The following is a 16,831-nucleotide window of genomic DNA, read 5'->3' as shown; positions in this document are numbered from 1 at the left end:
ATTTTCGCTTGTTTTCTAATTGCAACACTAAGATAAGTGAAAAATCTGACACGGCAAAATCCTGGGCAACTTTTTGTTGCTCAGGAACTTATAAATTAATTTAAATCAAAGTGTTGCGGAATTAAGGGTAATAAAGAAATTGCCTGTAATATTCGAGATGTATCACTCCTCCATGCCACCAAGGCTCTAAGGAATACTCACAGTAATAGTATCCGCAATAAACCGTGAGCCAAAAGGCAAGGAAGGGAATGCACACCAAATAGTGCAGAAAACTGTTCAGATGCACCTTCCGCAACGGCAGTTTGGGGTCGAGGGGCAAACGAAGAGCATAGGTTGCAAACAGTCCGTTTACGATCGACACCACCATAGTTATGATGCTCATTCCCACGATATAGACATAGCGTCCCTCGCCCATATCCTCAAGGTTAAAGGGCAAGGTAAGTCCTAACAGGAGGAATACGAAAAGTGCTCCTATCACACTTTCCCTCACAGGGCGAAGGTTCTTTGGTTCACGAAACCATTGTATTAGTTTCCGGTCAAGGGATTTTGTCTCTTCATTTTTCATTATTTATCTTTTTTCCTGCAAAAGTAATCCTTTTATCACAGTTTTGCAAGCTTTTGGGACAAAAAGTAGGGATGAGGGACGAATGGAAGACTATTTATCCCATTACACATGTCGTATATCCCTTGCTATTGCAGGAAAAGAAAACCCATTGTAATTTTGCAGCGGAAATCAAAACTACAGAAAAAGAAAAATATGAAAAGAAGTATCATTATCGCTGCTTTGACAGCTTTGGCAAACATCAACGTCTCGGCACAGACAGAGACGAAAAACGACTCGGTGGACTACAACCTCAATCTCAATGAAGTGGTAGTGAAATCAACAGCACCGAAAACAAGAATGAAAAACGGTGCCATGGTCACTCGCATAGAGGGAACTGTGCTCGAATCGGCCGGCACAGCGGAAGAAATGCTCTCACGCGTACCAGGCATGATGCGTATGGGTGGACAACTACAGGTCATAGGCAAGGGTACACCTATATATTATATTAACGGACGAAAGGTTCAAGACACAGAAGAACTCAAGCGACTCAAAAGCCACGACATACGCGAAGTGGAGGTTATAAACAGTCCAGGTGCTGCCTACGATGCATCTACAGGTGCTGTAGTAAAAATTAAGACAAGACGTCTGCGCGGCGAAGGACTGAGCGGAAAACTGGAGGCTAACGACGCTCAGGCCCTAAAGTCTGGCAACAACAACCTCTCATCATCTGTAAACCTCAACTACCGTCATGCTGGCGTCGACATCTTCGGTGGGGCAACATTCCAGAATGACTATCTCGACCACTACACACAGAGGCTCGAACAGAATACCTATAGCACGATGAGCCATACCCAAACTGGCACCATAGAGTCAAGCCAGAAGTTCTCGCGCCTTCACTTCAATGCGGGAGTGAACTGGCAGATGGACGACTACAACTTCATAGGAGCCAAGGTTGAACGTGGCATATGGTTAAAAAACTGGTACGGTTTTACCATGGACGAAGACATACTGCGCAATGGTGTAGAGGAAGACCATCTTCTATCCGTGAGCGACCAGGACTCTGAAAATCCAAACTCCTTCCTCGTCAACGCTTATTACAATGGCAAGATAGGATCATGGGGCATCGACGCCAATGTAGACTACTATTCGCTTTGCGACAAAAAGACAGACCATGTGACAGAGTCAGCCATGTCGGGGTCACGCTCCATAGAATCTGCCACAGAAAACAATAGTCACATGTTTGCCTCACGTCTTGTGGCCGACCACCGTCTGTGGAGCGGCACACTGAAGTTTGGCGGCGAACTTACCTCAGTAAGACGCAACAACGAATACCGGATAAACGGTGTAGACAACATATCTGACCGGTTCTCAAAGGTAACAGAGCAAAACTATGCCGCATTTGCCGAATATGGCGTGATGATACCTCGTGCAGGCATGCTCACCCTTGGACTGCGTTACGAGCATGTTGCCTTTAACTTCGACGATCTCAGCGACCCTTCTCGCTCAATAGAACGTAGCCATAACGATTTCTTCCCCTCTATATCCTTCGGCACCCGCATAGGTCTCACCCAACTTCAACTGAGCTATGGTGTAAAGACCACGCGTCCCAGCTACCGAGACCTTCGTAGCGAGGTGGAATACGGCAGCAAGTACACACTCCAGACGGGCAATCCTCTGCTCAAGAACGAGATACGCCATACATTGGACCTCTCAGGCCGTTGGCGTTACCTTTCGTTTGTCGCAAACTATATTCACATAAAGGATGCCATCTACGACTGGACCACACCTTACGATGACAATGGAGTGGTTATGATAGGCATGGTGAATTTCGATCGTCCCATCGACATTTTCTCCTCCTTCCTTGTAATCTCTCCTACCATCGGCGTTTGGACAACGAGCAACACCATAGGTGTACAGAAACAATGGCTCTCGTTCAACCTCGACGATCCCCGTGAAGCCACAGGCAAGCGTGAGGTGAGATACGACAAGCCGATGCTTATCTTCAATAGCGACAATGCTTTCCGTCTTCGCAACAACTGGCAGATAGAGCTAAACTCAGAGTTCTACAGTAAGGCTCATTATCGCAACGTCCGCCTTCTTCAGCACTACTGGAATCTTACAGCCGCCATCCAAAAGTCGTTGCTGAAAGACAAGTCGCTTATTGTCCGCCTTGCCTTCTCCGACATTTTCAACACCGCACGCCACGACGCTCTCCTTGACCTTGGCAATTACACCCTTGAGCAGAGTGACATCTTCGGTGGTCAACGCGGCCAATACAGTTTCCACCGCATCAACCTCAGTATCCGCTACTCTTTCAATGCCACGAAGAGCAAGTATAAGGGTCAAGGAGCTGGTGCAGACATGAAGAAAAGAATGTAAGGAGTTATGGATTTTTTATTCTCTCCTTAACGCTTGCAGCATATTGTTTCGACACCAGTACGGTGTCGGCAATGTGCCGCATAACCAATGCTATGCCACTGCTTCTTCCCTCTACTTTGTCCACCTGTTTGAGATTTACGATAAACGCTCGGTGGCATTGCATTACTCCCTTATGGCAGCAAAGACTTTCCACGGCGTTTTTCATACTCGTCCTGAGCAGCATTTCCTTAGCTGTTGCATCTTCTAAATAATGAATGCGCACATAGTTTCCTTCCGATGTGGCATAGATGAAGTCGTCGGCCGCTATTTCGAGCGAATCTTTCGTTGTGCCCGAAATGCTTATCCTCCCATTGGCGTCAGATGGTTTCTCGGCTTTTTCCTCCTCTGCATCTCGAACCGGTGTCGTTCGCTGGCGTTCTTGCAGCATACCGTTGAGCAGCTGTGCTTCTTCAAGCTGGCGTATGAGATAGCGTTTCTTATAAACATTGCGCCAATAGAGATGTATAACAACCGTAGTCCAACAGTTGACTGCAAACACCGACCCGGCTGTTATCCAGTTGAAGTGGTTGTCTACAATGTCGTTGTTGGCGAAGCGGTCGAGAAACAAAGTCATAAACACAAAGCTCAACAGAATGTTTATGGCCTCAAACCTGATATTTCTCTTTATGATATATTGGCTGCCACGGGTAATGTCGTTAGGCATGCGGAACAGTTTGTCGACAACAAACTCGCTAAAGAGCACAGAGGATGCAATAATAATGCCAAGGCCTATCAGCAACAACCATCTCGTCCAACCGAAATGATTGAGTCCGAAGGGCAGAAACACGGTTATAAACAGTATTGCGATAAGCGCGCTTTGAAGTCTTTCTTTTATTATGGTTGTTTTCATACGAGTGCAAAGATAGCAATAAAACTTGAAATAACTTACTAAAATTGTATATTTTAAAAAAACGTTACTATTATTCGTCACTTTTTTGGTCTTTCTGTCCCAATAGTTTTGTCATTTTAATTATTCAGCATACCTTTGCAGAAAAAATCACAATTATGAAAATACTTTTTCTTAACGCAAGCCCACTACGCCGAGGTAACATTTCGCAAATGGTGAACGAGATGAGCGAAGAGGCTCGCGCTTTGGGTGCAGAAGTAGAGATTGTGGAAGTGCAACGGCTCATGGTGAAACCATGCATCGCATGTATGAAATGTCGCACGTCGGGATATTGCATCCTGCCGGACGATGGTTCACAACACGTCTTGGAACTTATCAACGACTGCGATGCTCTCGTCATTGCGGCTCCATGTTATTGGGGCAATATTCCCGGCACACTAAAGTTGTTGTTCGACCGCATGGTGTATGGTCTGATGAGTGAAAACTCCCATGGATTTCCCATTCCCCTACAAAAGGGTAAGCGCTGCATTCTCGTGAGCACAAGTACCACTCCATGGCCTTTTAACATCATTATGCACCAAAGCCATGGCGCCATCCGCGCCATGAAGGAAATATGCCGATACAGCGGATTCAAAATCGTGGCTACTATTGAAAAAGGTGGGACAAGAAGAAACACCACTCTCTCAGAGAAACTTAGGCAGAGGTGCAGAAAGGCTGTGAGAAAAGTGTGGAGAAAGGAGTGAGGATAGAAGAGGGTGGAAGGTCTACTCTACCTTCCACCCTCTTCCCTCCAAACTACTGATGCTGTTCGCGCAAAAGGTCGTTAACAGTCTTTACTGGATTGAACGTTGCCAATGGCACTTCAACGAATATCGTGTTCCAGTCGCTCATGGCACCATTCCATAGTCCTGGCAACTCGAGAGCCTTGAGTTCCTTACCGTCTTTGCTCTTGCTTGATATGAAGCCAGTGGTGCGATCCACGAAGTCTGGCAGGTTGAATGGCTGGCCGTTGTAGTCTTTCACGGCACACACAAGATCAACAGGGTTGAAGTGAGTACCCTTGGTGAACATCTCCATATACTCGGCATTGTTCTTGTCTATCTGACTGCTCTCAAGAATCTGTAGACTCACCGTTCCGTCCTGATTGTAGGTAAGGAATGGACCTCCACCAGGTTCACCCACGTTCTTCACTACTCCACATACTCTCATCGGTCTGTTGAGTTTCTTTTTCAGATAGAGCACGAGATCGGCATCTTCGAGTTCCTTTATGTCGCTCTTGCGGCAGCACAGGTCATGCTGCACAAAACGTATTATCTCCTCCAGTTTCTCGTGGCTGTATGCTCCTGAGTCCAGTTTTCTCAGATATTCGAATGCGCGTTTCTGCAGCGACACGAGTATTCCGGCAATCACCTGTTTGTATGTCACGGTGTCTGCCTTCAGACGGTCTGGCACAACGTTGTCGATGTTCTTTATGAATATCACGTCGGCGTTGATTTCGTTGAGATTCTCTATGAGCGCACCATGTCCACCCGGACGGAAGAGCAACGAGCCATCGCTGTTGCGGAACGGAGTGTTGTCGGCGTTGGCTGCAACGGTGTCTGTACTTGGTTTCTGTTCCGAGAAGCTGATATCATAGATAATGCCGTATTTCTTTGCATAGTAGTCTGCCTTGTCGGCCACTCTCTGCTTGAACATCGGCAGGTGGTCATGGCTCACGGTGAAATGTACGGCAGCCCTTCCGTCGCTTGCAGCATAGAGTGCTCCCTCCACAAGGTGCTCCTCCATTGGAGTGCGTGGTCCTTCTTCATATTTGTGGAAGAGTAACATTCCCTTTGGCAACTGTCCGTAGTTGAGGCCTTCAGATTTGAGCATGTTGGCAGCCACTTCCTTGTAGCGTCCTTCTGCCATGAGTTCCTTTATGCTCTTTCCTGTGTTGTTCAGACAAGCCTTGTCAAGTTCGTCATAGAATGCAAACTTCTCAATGTTGTCGAAATACTTCTTCTCAAAATCGGTGGTGGGCACGTCATAGTCTGCATCTACAAATGCAAACATGTCCTTAAACATTCTTGATGCCGCTCCTGAGGCTGGCACAAACTTCACGATGGAGTGTCCCTGTGCTTTATACTCCTCCCATATGGACTCATACTTTTTCACCTCCTCTTGGGATGTGGCAATGATACCATGTTCAACACTTGCCGCTGCTTCGAGTTTCAAGAAGGGAAATCCCGTCTTGAACTCTTCAAGCTGCATATTGAGTTTCTCTACTGTGATGCCTTTATCGGCAATCTGCTTTAGGTCTTGTTCTGATAGCATATTTGAGATGTATTAAGTGAATTATTCAATAAATTATGGTTCAAAAGTACAAACTTTTATTGAAAAAAAGAAATAAATCGGCAAAAAAGTGTAACTTTGCAACAAAATTATCACAAAAATAGGTATTTTTATGGCAGATAGATTTGAATTTTCACCATTTGAGAAACAAGAGACACAAAATATCTACTCCAAATTAAAGGAGATCTTAAGCTCGTCGCTAATGCCTGGAGACGAGAATAAGATGCGTGCTCACTTGAAACGCACAGTGGAGGGAAATGCTGTGCATCGCGACATCTTCGGCCTTAACCCCATACTCTGCGGACTGCAAACGGCTCTCATTGCCGTGGAGGAAATAGGTTTGCGACGCGATGCCGTGATGGCAATAATGCTACACAACAGCGTCGAAAACGGATTCATCTCCGTCGACGAGGTAAAAGTACATTACGGAGAGGCTGTGGCTCGCATACTACACGGGCTTCAGCGCATCGGGGATCTATATAAGAAAAACCCCGTGGTGGAGAGCGAAAACTTCAGAAATCTCCTTATCTCTTTTGCTGAGGACATGAGGGTTATTCTCATCATGATTGCCAACCGCGTAAATCTCATGCGACAGATAAAGGACAACGACAACGACGAGGCGCGCAGAAAAGTGGCAGAAGAGGCTGCATACCTATACGCCCCGCTCGCCCACAAACTCGGACTCTACAAACTCAAAAGCGAACTTGAGGACCTCTCGTTGAAATATCTCGAGCACGATGCATACTATATGATACGCGAAAAACTCAACGCGACAAAGCAGACGAGAGACAACTATATCGCCAACTTCATAAAACCCGTGGAGGAAAAACTCCTTCAGCAAGGACTGCACTTCCATATAAAGGGACGAACAAAGAGTATTCACAGTATATGGCAGAAAATGAAAAAACAAAAATGTGCCTTCGAGGGCATCTACGACCTCTTCGCCATACGCATCATACTCGACTCGCCAATAGAATTGGAAAAAATGCAGTGCTGGCAGGCATACTCCATTGTCACCGACATGTACCAGCCAAACCCTAAACGACTGCGAGACTGGCTCTCGGTCCCTAAGTCCAACGGATACGAAAGCCTGCACATCACTGTGCTCGGGCCTGAGAAAAAATGGGTGGAGGTGCAGATAAGAACAGAAAGAATGGACGAGATTGCTGAACGAGGCGTGGCGGCACACTGGAGATACAAGGGAGTGAAAGGCGAAACTGGACTCGACGAGTGGCTCAACAATATACGAAACATACTAGAGACAAGCGACGACATGCAGGTGATGGACCAATTCAAGATGGACCTGTACGAAGACGAGGTGTTTGTGTTCACACCAAAGGGCGACCTCTTCAAATTTCCAAAAGGAGCCACCGTTCTCGACTTCGCATACCACATCCACTCCAAAATTGGCAATACATGCACAGGCGCGCGTATAAATAATAAGGTGGTGACATTCCGCGAACCACTCCATAGCGGCGACCAAGTGGAAATCATGACCTCAAGCGTGCAAAAGCCTAAACAGGAGTGGCTCAACATCGTAAAAACGTCAAGGGCTAAGGCGAAAATCAGACTGGCCCTGAAGGAGACTCAGGTAAAGGAGGGACTCTTCGCCAAAGAAATGATAGAACGGAAATTCAAAAACCGAAAAATCGAACTCGAAGAGTCGCTCATGACAAGACTCATAAAGAAACTCCGGTTTAAGGAAACAAGCGACTTCTACAGGCAGATTGCCTCAGGCGAACTCGACGTGAACACCGTGATAGAGAAATATCTCGAACTGCAGGTCAAGGAACAGCACATCATTGGCGACAACATGGCACAAAGTGCCGACGGATTCAGCCTACAAGGCAATACCGACAAAAATGTAGACCACCCAAGCGACGACGTGCTCGTGATAGACCAGAACCTCAAGGGCATCGACTTCCAACTGGCAAAATGCTGCCAGCCCATCTACGGCGACGAGGTGTTTGGATTCGTCACCGCCGGCGGAGGCATCAAGATCCACCGCTGCGACTGCCCCAACGCCCCCGAACTGCGCAAGCGCTTCGGCTACCGCATCGTAAAGGCACGATGGAGCGGCAAGGGCTCATCGAAATACAGCATCACGCTCCACGTGGTTGGTAACGACGACATAGGTATTGTAAACAACCTCACAAGCATCATCAGCCGTGAGGAGAAGCTCACACTCAGAAGCATCAGCATCGATAGCCACGACGGCCTCTTCAGCGGCAACCTCGTCGTAATGCTCGACGACACATCTAAACTCGAAGCCTTAATTAAAAAACTAAAGGCTGTAAAGGGTGTGTTGAACGTAACGAGAAGTTGAACACTTATATTACAAATAAACAAGACCTACAACGCAATGAAGAAAACTATTATCTCACTGATCGCAGTGATTATTACTACAACAACCTGCGCCATGGACCACGACATCGACGCACAGCAGTGGTGTCGCAAGGTAACCATGGGATGGAACCTTGGCAACGCATTAGAAAGTGCCGGCGCTGGATGGAACTACGAAAAGTATGCATGGGAAAACATTTGGCAACAAAACTACAACGAATGGGAAACGGCTTGGGGAAACCCTAAAACCACACAGGAAATGCTGAAAAAGGTGAAGGCAGAAGGGTTCAACGCCGTCAGAATACCTGTCAGGTGGGTGCCACATGCCGACATCAACACCATGACCATCGACCCTGTTTGGCTCGCAAGAGTAAAAGAGGTGGTGGACTGGGCTCTCGCCGAAGACCTCATGGTCATCATAAACACCCATTACGAGTGCTGGCTCGAATACTATCCATTATACAGCCGAAAGACCGAGCTTACCGAAAAGCTGAAGACGCTATGGACAAACATTGCCAACGCCTTCGCTTCATACGATGGCCGTCTTGCATTTGCAGGCACCAACGAGGTGAATGCTAAGGGAGACTGGGGACTCACACCCACCGATGAGAACTATGCCGTGCAAAATGCCTTCAACCAGGCATTCGTCGATGCGGTAAGAGCCACAGGCGGCAACAACCTGCACCGTAACCTCATCGTACAGACCTATCGCTGCAATCCTACCATGGGACTGTCGCACTTAACCGTGCCAAACGACCCCACAGAACGTCGCCTGTCTGTAGAGTTTCACTACTACGACCCCTACTCGTATTGCAGCGGCACAGAAAATAGTTACTTCTATTGGGGCAACGCCTATGCCGACAAGGGAGCCATCACACCCGATGGTAACGAGCGTTCCCTAACCTCCCTCTTCCTTCAAGTGCGCAAGGCATGGTGGGACAAAGGCCTTGGAGTGATAATAGGTGAATATGGATGCTCACACCATTATACCACAGCCGACCGCGCCACACAAGAAGCAAACCAAGGTTACTACCTTGAATGCCTTGTGAAGGAGGCACGCCGCCATGGCTTCGCCGCCTTCGTGTGGGACAACAACGCCTTCGGCAACGGCAACGAGAAGTTCGGCATCTTCGAACGCAACAACAATATGAGCGTAGGCTGCCCGTTCTTCGTGGAAGGCATACGCAAAGGCTCTCTTCAGGAATACGAGGCCACCGTAGATTACGACGAGAGCGACCCCGACGTGGGCATTGGCGGCAAGGTATTATGGGAAGGCGAAAAAGCCCTAAACTGGGGCGAAGGCCTGCAGCTGAAGATATCCGCATCGGAGTTCAAGGCCTTCACTGGCTCATGCACCCTCGTGGCCTACTACCGTCAAGACGCCAACGCCTCTTACGAAGACCTACAGCTCAACTACGGCGACTGGACGCAGTTCAGCTGCACTGTCGAGGGCACACCCTGCGACGGCAATTTCAGTCCGCGCAGCTACTACGGCACTACCGGCGCCACCCACATCACCCCGTTCACCGTCAGCGGCAGTGTGCTCACGAAGCTGAAGACATCAGGTGCCGTCATCCAGGGCTTCGGTGTGATCATGACAAAGGTGGTGATAATAGACAAGCCAAACACCGCCATCAGCACCATCACCAACTCCCCCACCCCATCGCGCATATACAATCTCAGAGGTGTGGAGGTGAAAAAACCACGGCACGGTGAAGTATATGTCGTAGGGGGGAAAAAGATATTATATTGAAAATTGAAGGTTGAAAAATGAAGAGCTAAGCCATAAAACCATGCGCAGTCATTCAACCTTCTTTTTTCAACCATTAACTTTCAATTGTCCATTATCGAGAACTATTATAATGAACCATAGAGAGAAAGAAAAACTGTTCAAGACACTATTCGATGCATACTACGAACGTCTGTACTATGCAGCTGCCACAATACTCGGTGATCAAATGGTAGCAGAAGACATTATTGAGGACGTATTTGAACACTATTGGGAACGCATAAACGATGATGCAATCACCAACTCTCCCAGCTATGCCTATTTCTTAAGAATGGTATACAACAGATGCGGAGACCATGTAAGGCACCAAAAGGTCCACAACCGATTTCGCGACTACTATATCTCACATCATACAGAAGGTCCGATGCACGACGACGAACTTCTTGAAGAGAGAATTGCGATAATACAAAAAGTGAGAAAAGAAATGCCCGAAAAGACTCGGCGCATCATGGACTTATGCTACTTCGAAAACAAACAATATAAAGAAGTGGCCGAGATAGTAGGACTTAGCAAGGACAGTGTCAGAATGCACATCATAAAGGCCCTCGGACTGTTAAGGGATGCCTTTTCAGTTAAAAAAAGAAAAAGACCTTGACTTTTGACAAATACAATACGTATAAATTGTAAAACAAGGGAAAAAATGAAACAAGATTATTCCGACAACCAACTAAAGGCAATATACTCTGAAGCCACTTCAAGAGATATACTTCCAAGACCAGACAGGGAAAAAGCCTGGACAAAGATAATGGCAGACATAGCTTCAAGGCGCCGCCGAAAGAAACGCGCCCTGTTTTTTACCTTTTCTACGGCAGCCGCAGCTGTCGTATTGCTTGTCGTCAGCATTTTCGGCACACACGAAGACACGATTCAAGAAAACAACCAGCCTGCCATAGCCTTTGCAGCCAAGCCTTCCATCGGCAGTATAGTCGTCACAAATAACAATGACGACAATAAGGCTATAGACATTAAAGAAATCAGAAAAAAAGGAGTACGCATAGACAATAAGGAAGCGGACTTCAGACTCTCTCCTGCTGACGATGCTTCCCGAAAGACAGTCATCATACCACGCGGAAAACTCTACAAGATCACTCTCAGCGACGGCTCTGAAGTGTGGCTCAATGCCGACAGCCGACTAACCTTTCCATCACATTTCGTAGGCGACAAAAGAATGGTAAGTCTTGAAGGCGAAGCATACTTCAAGGTAGCCAAAGACCCACGACACCCCTTTATCGTCAAATGCGGGGAAATAGAAACAATGGTACTCGGAACAGAATTCAACATCCGCTCTTACAACAACCAACCTGAAGTGGCACTCATTAGTGGTAGTGTGGCGGTGAAAGACTCCCGTGACCATACTTTTACACTTACCCCTGGCCAGGCAGTCACACTCTTCGACGAAGGATTCCAAGCAAGAGAGATAGACACTGAATACTACAAGAAATGGCGTGAGGGAATGTTCTATTTCGAAGAAGCCTCACTATTGGAAGTGATGTGTGAGATAGGAAGATGGTATAACGTCAACATCAACATCGTCGACCCGGAACTCAACGACTACAAACTTCACTTTGCGGCAGACAGGGAAGAAAGCATATCACAAATCATACAGTATTTAGCTTGTTTAAGCTATCTTGACATTTCAAAAAAAGGAAATCTAATAACAATACGTAAAAAAAACATATAATTTTATTGACTTCTGATTATTGTTCGACGTTATTATAGTAGAATTATCAATAAATACAGATAATCTATGAACAAAACGACGAACAAACAGAAAATGCCCAAGAGGCACATGGTAGCAAGGCTACTCGCGGTGTTCACAGCACTCTTCCTGACGTGCGGAACAATCTATGCCGCTGGCGACGCTAAGCGCATCTCTTTGAAATGCGACAACGCTTCGATGGAAAGCGTCCTAAGAAAAATCGAGAGTTTGTCGGGAGTGAAAATCATTTTCACGTTCGATGAGGTAAAACCTTATCAGGTGACAATGGACGTAAAAAACGTCACAGCTTTCGACGCAGTGAAAACAGCCATTGGCAACAAGCCTCTTTCCTACAGAAGCATGGTAGGCACTTCGCAGACCATTGTTATTTCGAAAAAGGCTGAGGGCTACGACCACAGGAGATTAAAAGGACAAGTGGTTGACAACACCAACAGCGCCTTGCCTGGAGTATCAGTGTCTATTGCAGGAGAAAACACCTTTGCCACCACTAATGCCGACGGATTCTATACCGTGGAGTTGCCTACCAACCGCGACGTGACCCTCGTCTTCTCTTTCATAGGAATGAAGGAGCAACGAAAGACTGTCAAAGCCTCACAGTCTAATACTGTCATTGCTACCGTTATGATGGAAGAAGACGCCGCAAGACTAAGCGAGGTGGTGGTGACCGGAATGTTCCAAAAAAACAAGGAGGCATTCACGGGTGCCGTCACCACGATAGACAGCAAGCAGTTGAAGGAGTTTGGCAACAAAAACCTCATCACCTCCATTGCAAATATTGATCCTGCGTTCAATATTCTTGTAAACAATGAGTTTGGCTCCGACCCAAACCACCTACCTGACATTCAGCTTAGGGGGTCGGCAAACCTGCCCACAATCACCGATCTGCAGGACAACACCAACACCGACCTCAATACTCCTCTTATTATTATGGACGGCTTTGAGATTTCCCTCACACGAATGATGGACCTCAACGACGACGAAGTGGAGTCAATCACATTGCTTAAAGACGGTTCTGCCACTGCCATATATGGTTCACGTGGAGCCAACGGAGTGATTGTGATAAAACGAAAGGCACCAAAGGCGGGCAAGCTCAAGCTCACCTATACCGGAAACCTAAACATTGAAGCCCCAGACCTCAGCGACTATCATCTTCTCAACGCAGCCGACAAGCTTGAACTTGAGCGAAGGGCAGGATACTACGACAGTTCCGACCCAACACGCGACTTCAAGCTCAAGCAGAAATATTCTTCCATTCTTTCAGATATCACGCGCGGCGTGGAGACAGACTGGATGTCAAAGCCACTCAGAGTGGGCGTCGGACAGCGACACAACCTTAGGCTCGAGGGCGGCGACGACAGTTTCAGATATTCAGTAGCTCTTCAGTATAATGGCATCAGCGGAGTAATGAAGGGGTCACAACGCGACACCTTTAACGGTGGTATAACCTTATCTTACCATCACCATAACATACTGTTTACCAACGATCTCAGCATCGGCCATACCAAAAGCGACGAGTCACCCTACGGTTCGTTCTCCGACTACACTCGTCTAAACCCATATTGGAGTCCTTACGATGAAAATGGCAACGTGGTCAAAATGTTTGATGACGACATCGACTTCTTTGGCGGCTTCAGCAATCTCCCAGCCAACCCGCTTTACAATGCCACGCTAAACCAGAAAAACAGCAGTCAATACACCGACATAACAAACAACTTCTCCATTGAGTGGCGACCCATTGAGGGACTCATCACACGCGGACGTGTAGGAGTGACATGGCAAAGCAGTGAAAGCGACTACTACCTGCCAGCCAAACACACTATGTTTGAAGCCGACGAATACAAGACTGACGAAGGGGCGCTGAGAAAGGGAAGGTACGACTACGGCACAGGAAAGCTCACTAACTACGAGATAGCACTCACTGCAAGCTACTCAAAACTGTTTGCCGAGAAACACCTGCTTTACACCGCTATCAACTGGAACTTGATAGAAGACTCATCACGCAACTACGCATTCTCCGTTGAAGGCTTTGCCGACGAATACCTTGACTTCCCAAGCAATGCTCTGCAGTATCAACAGGGCGGAAAGCCTACCGGCGGCGAGGCAAAGACACGCTCCATTGGCTTTGTGGCGAACGTAAACTACTCATACGACAACCGGTACTACACCGACCTTGCCTACCGTATCGACGGCTCATCGCAGTTCGGAAAAGACAATAAGTTTGCCCCATTCTACTCAGTTGGTATAGGCTGGAATGTCCATAACGAAAAATTCATGAAAAACGTGAAATGGATCGACAAGTTAAAGTTACGCGCTTCATTCGGACAAACCGGTTCACAGAAATTCAGCGCTTATCAGGCTGTAGCCACCTACTCTTATTATCTGAGCGACAGATACAACCAGTGGATTGGTGCATACCAGAAAGCACTCGAAAACCGTGACCTCGAATGGCAGAAGACCGACAAGTGGAACGCCGGCATAGAGCTTAACTTGTTTGACAATAGGCTGAACCTTGTGGCAGACGTGTATCTTGACAAGACATCAAACCTTCTCTCTTCACTCGACCTGCCGCTCTCTAACGGCTTTACCTCGTATATAGAAAATATCGGCAAGGTTGAAAATCGTGGATTCGAAGTGAAAGCCACCGCGTTCATAGTCAGGGACAACGCCAAGAGACTATCATGGTCGGTCACCGGCTCGTTGGTTCATAACAAGGACAAAGTGGTGAAACTCTCTGAGGCCATGAAGAACGAGTATGCCAAACGCCTGCTCATGGGCGGAACTACACCAAACAGCGTAATACAGGAAGGTGAGTCGCAATACACCATCTATGCAGTGCCTTCACTCGGTATAGACCCCAGCAACGGCTATGAACTCTTCCTGAAGAAAAATGGCGAGGTCACCTACACCTGGGACGCTGCCGACCGAGTGGCTTGCGGCAATACACAGCCAAAGTTCAGGGGGGCTCTCAGTTCAATGGTCAGATGGGGCAACTTCTCGGCAAACATCTCTCTCGGATACCGCTTCGGAGGACAAATATACAACTCCACACTGGCCAATCGCATCGAAAACGCAGACAAGCACTACAATGTTGACGACCGCGTGTTCAACGACAGATGGCACCAGCCTGGCGACCACACATTGTTCAAGGGACTTACCAACGAGTCGCAGAGCTACGCCACCACACGCTTCGTGCAAGACGAAAAAACTCTGACCTGCCAAAACATCCACCTCAGCTACCAGCTACAGGCTAATCCATGGCTGATGAAAACATTCGGAGTGCAATACCTTACATTGGGAAGCGACATCAGCGACCTCTTCTATCTATCGACAGTGAAACAGGAACGCGGTCTATCCTATCCCTACTCGCGCCGTTTCTCGTTCTCTCTATCACTATCATTCTAACAAAAAAATACATGACAATGAAAATAAGACAATTCATACTGCTCCCGTTCATGGCACTTGCCACACTCTCAAGTTGCGGCGACTATCTTGACGTGTTGCCATCGACTGAGAAGGAAAAGGGAGAAATGCTTTCCTCACAGGACGGATACCGCAGCGTTCTCATAGGGGCATACATAAGAATGAAACAGACAAGCCTGTACGGACAGGAAATGGTGTGTGGCACCGTTGAAGAACTCGCACAGCACTGGACATACAACGATGGCTCGGTGGGAGAATTTCTCCATAACTATGACTATAAGGCCACCGCTGTGGAAAATGCCACCTCTGCCATTTTCAACAATCTGTACAAAGTCGTGGCAGATGTCAATGGAATACTCACCGAGATTGACAACAACGGCGGGGTGCTCGACAACGACAACTACAACCTGATAAAGGGAGAAGCACTCGCCATCAGGGCTTTCTGCCACTTCGATATCTTACGCCTCTTCGGCCCGATGCCCGGCAATCCAACAACGTCGGCAGTGCTTCCTTATGTCACGACAGTCAGCACCCAACCCAACGGCTACATCACATACAACGACTTTGGCTCACGTCTCCTTCAGGACCTCTCCACAGCCGAAGAGTGTCTTGCCAAGGCAGACCCTATCACCACAATGAGCATCGACCAGCTCAACTCGTCGTCGACCGCCATCGACAACTTCTTCACCGCCCGTCAGACACGCATGAACTACTATGCCGTGTGTGCACTGAAGGCAAGGGTTAACCTTTGGCTGGGCAACAACGAAGAGGCACTGCGCTACGCAAAGATGATAATCGACGCGAAAAACCCCGACGGCACCTCCACATTCACCCTCGGCACTCGCGACGACTGCTCACGTGGCGATAAAACCTTCTCATCAGAACACATCTTCAACATCAAGGTCAACGACATAGCCTCTACCATCGGTTCTGGACGCAGCTACTATTTTGACAAGACGGAGATGACATCGCGACTCTACGAGAATGGCACGTCAGACATCCGCTTCGTCAATATGTGGGAAGAAGTGAAAATAAGCTACTTCGTCAAACCGTTCTACTTCCTGAAGTATGTTCAGAGCGACAAGATGCCGGCAAGGGCAAAGAATGTAATACCAATGGTGAGACTTGCGGAAATGTATCTCATTGCCATGGAATGTTCACCACTTTCAGAGGCTCAGGCCTACTATGACAAGCTATGCGCAGCCCGAGACATCACGCCGACAGCCATCACCGACAACGACATGCGCGAAAAACTACTCATCAAGGAATACAACAAGGAATTCTATGGTGAAGGACAGGCATTCTATGCCTACAAGCGACTGGCTGTGGAAGACATCCTTTGGGCTGGATGCAAAGGCTCACCCGAAACATACGTCATACCTCTGCCTAAACAAGAGTCTGTATATAATTAATTTAACA

General features: G+C 47.6%; 11 protein-coding genes. 8 read left to right on the top strand and 3 right to left on the bottom strand.

The window, feature by feature from the left end; all coding sequences use genetic code 11:
* Nucleotides 1–121 precede the first annotated feature (121 nt).
* A complete protein-coding gene (locus CIK98_RS08445) occupies nucleotides 122–565 on the bottom strand; it encodes a hypothetical protein (protein ID WP_094383798.1) in 444 nt (147 codons plus the stop codon).
* Nucleotides 566–757: 192 nt separating this feature from the next.
* Between CIK98_RS08445 and CIK98_RS08440 the strand changes: the two genes are divergently transcribed.
* Entirely contained in the window at nucleotides 758–2,923 is a 2,166-nt protein-coding gene (locus CIK98_RS08440; RefSeq protein ID WP_172409874.1) for a TonB-dependent receptor domain-containing protein, read from the top strand.
* Between the two features lie 4 nt (nucleotides 2,924–2,927).
* Here the strand turns inward: CIK98_RS08440 and CIK98_RS08435 are convergent, their stop codons facing one another.
* Nucleotides 2,928–3,812, bottom strand: coding sequence for a LytTR family DNA-binding domain-containing protein (locus tag CIK98_RS08435; protein WP_094383796.1), 885 nt, complete (start codon nucleotides 3,810–3,812; stop codon nucleotides 2,928–2,930).
* A 155-nt stretch (nucleotides 3,813–3,967) separates the two neighbouring features.
* Between CIK98_RS08435 and CIK98_RS08430 the strand changes: the two genes are divergently transcribed.
* A complete protein-coding gene (locus tag CIK98_RS08430) occupies nucleotides 3,968–4,552 on the top strand; it encodes a flavodoxin family protein (protein WP_094383795.1) in 585 nt (194 codons plus the stop codon).
* Between the two features lie 52 nt (nucleotides 4,553–4,604).
* Here the strand turns inward: CIK98_RS08430 and CIK98_RS08425 are convergent, their stop codons facing one another.
* Nucleotides 4,605–6,122, bottom strand: coding sequence for a DUF4301 family protein (locus CIK98_RS08425; RefSeq protein ID WP_094383794.1), 1,518 nt, complete (start codon nucleotides 6,120–6,122; stop codon nucleotides 4,605–4,607).
* A gap of 130 nt (nucleotides 6,123–6,252) precedes the next feature.
* Here CIK98_RS08425 and CIK98_RS08420 point away from each other — a divergent pair, with 130 nt between their 5' ends.
* The 6 genes from CIK98_RS08420 (at nucleotide 6,253) to CIK98_RS08395 (ending at nucleotide 16,824) form a co-directional block, all read left to right on the top strand.
* Nucleotides 6,253–8,466, top strand: a complete 2,214-nt coding sequence (locus CIK98_RS08420) for a bifunctional (p)ppGpp synthetase/guanosine-3',5'-bis(diphosphate) 3'-pyrophosphohydrolase (protein WP_094383793.1) — start codon at nucleotides 6,253–6,255, stop codon at nucleotides 8,464–8,466.
* A 36-nt stretch (nucleotides 8,467–8,502) separates the two neighbouring features.
* Nucleotides 8,503–10,236, top strand: coding sequence for a glycoside hydrolase family 5 protein (locus tag CIK98_RS08415; protein WP_253249672.1), 1,734 nt, complete (start codon nucleotides 8,503–8,505; stop codon nucleotides 10,234–10,236).
* Nucleotides 10,237–10,345: 109 nt separating this feature from the next.
* Entirely contained in the window at nucleotides 10,346–10,867 is a 522-nt protein-coding gene (locus CIK98_RS08410; protein ID WP_172409873.1) for a sigma-70 family RNA polymerase sigma factor, read from the top strand.
* Nucleotides 10,868–10,912: 45 nt separating this feature from the next.
* Nucleotides 10,913–11,953 carry a FecR family protein gene (locus CIK98_RS08405; protein WP_094383791.1) on the top strand — a complete coding sequence of 347 codons (1,041 nt, stop codon included), beginning with the start codon at nucleotides 10,913–10,915 and terminating at the stop codon, nucleotides 11,951–11,953.
* A 66-nt stretch (nucleotides 11,954–12,019) separates the two neighbouring features.
* Entirely contained in the window at nucleotides 12,020–15,394 is a 3,375-nt protein-coding gene (locus CIK98_RS08400; RefSeq protein WP_253249671.1) for a SusC/RagA family TonB-linked outer membrane protein, read from the top strand.
* 17 nt (nucleotides 15,395–15,411) lie between these two features.
* Complete coding sequence (locus CIK98_RS08395; RefSeq protein ID WP_094383800.1) at nucleotides 15,412–16,824, top strand: RagB/SusD family nutrient uptake outer membrane protein; 1,413 nt, start codon at nucleotides 15,412–15,414, stop codon at nucleotides 16,822–16,824.
* Nucleotides 16,825–16,831: the final 7 nt, after the last annotated feature.

It is taken from the genome of Prevotella sp. P2-180 (genome assembly GCF_002251435.1).
GTDB lineage: Bacteria > Bacteroidota > Bacteroidia > Bacteroidales > Bacteroidaceae > Prevotella.
This window is presented reverse-complemented; position numbering and strand designations above follow the sequence as displayed.

Excerpts from the sequence above, each read along its gene's own strand:
- CIK98_RS08435 (WP_094383796.1), bottom strand. The coding sequence starts at position 3,812 with ATGAAAACAACCATAATAAAAGAAAGACTTCAAAGCGCGCTTATCGCA.
- CIK98_RS08410 (WP_172409873.1), top strand. The coding sequence starts at position 10,346 with ATGAACCATAGAGAGAAAGAAAAACTGTTCAAGACACTATTCGATGCA.
- CIK98_RS08425 (WP_094383794.1), bottom strand. The coding sequence starts at position 6,122 with ATGCTATCAGAACAAGACCTAAAGCAGATTGCCGATAAAGGCATCACA.
- CIK98_RS08415 (WP_253249672.1), top strand. The coding sequence starts at position 8,503 with ATGAAGAAAACTATTATCTCACTGATCGCAGTGATTATTACTACAACA.
- CIK98_RS08445 (WP_094383798.1), bottom strand. The coding sequence starts at position 565 with ATGAAAAATGAAGAGACAAAATCCCTTGACCGGAAACTAATACAATGG.
- CIK98_RS08395 (WP_094383800.1), top strand. The coding sequence starts at position 15,412 with ATGAAAATAAGACAATTCATACTGCTCCCGTTCATGGCACTTGCCACA.
- CIK98_RS08405 (WP_094383791.1), top strand. The coding sequence starts at position 10,913 with ATGAAACAAGATTATTCCGACAACCAACTAAAGGCAATATACTCTGAA.
- CIK98_RS08420 (WP_094383793.1), top strand. The coding sequence starts at position 6,253 with ATGGCAGATAGATTTGAATTTTCACCATTTGAGAAACAAGAGACACAA.
- CIK98_RS08400 (WP_253249671.1), top strand. The coding sequence starts at position 12,020 with ATGAACAAAACGACGAACAAACAGAAAATGCCCAAGAGGCACATGGTA.
- CIK98_RS08440 (WP_172409874.1), top strand. The coding sequence starts at position 758 with ATGAAAAGAAGTATCATTATCGCTGCTTTGACAGCTTTGGCAAACATC.
- CIK98_RS08430 (WP_094383795.1), top strand. The coding sequence starts at position 3,968 with ATGAAAATACTTTTTCTTAACGCAAGCCCACTACGCCGAGGTAACATT.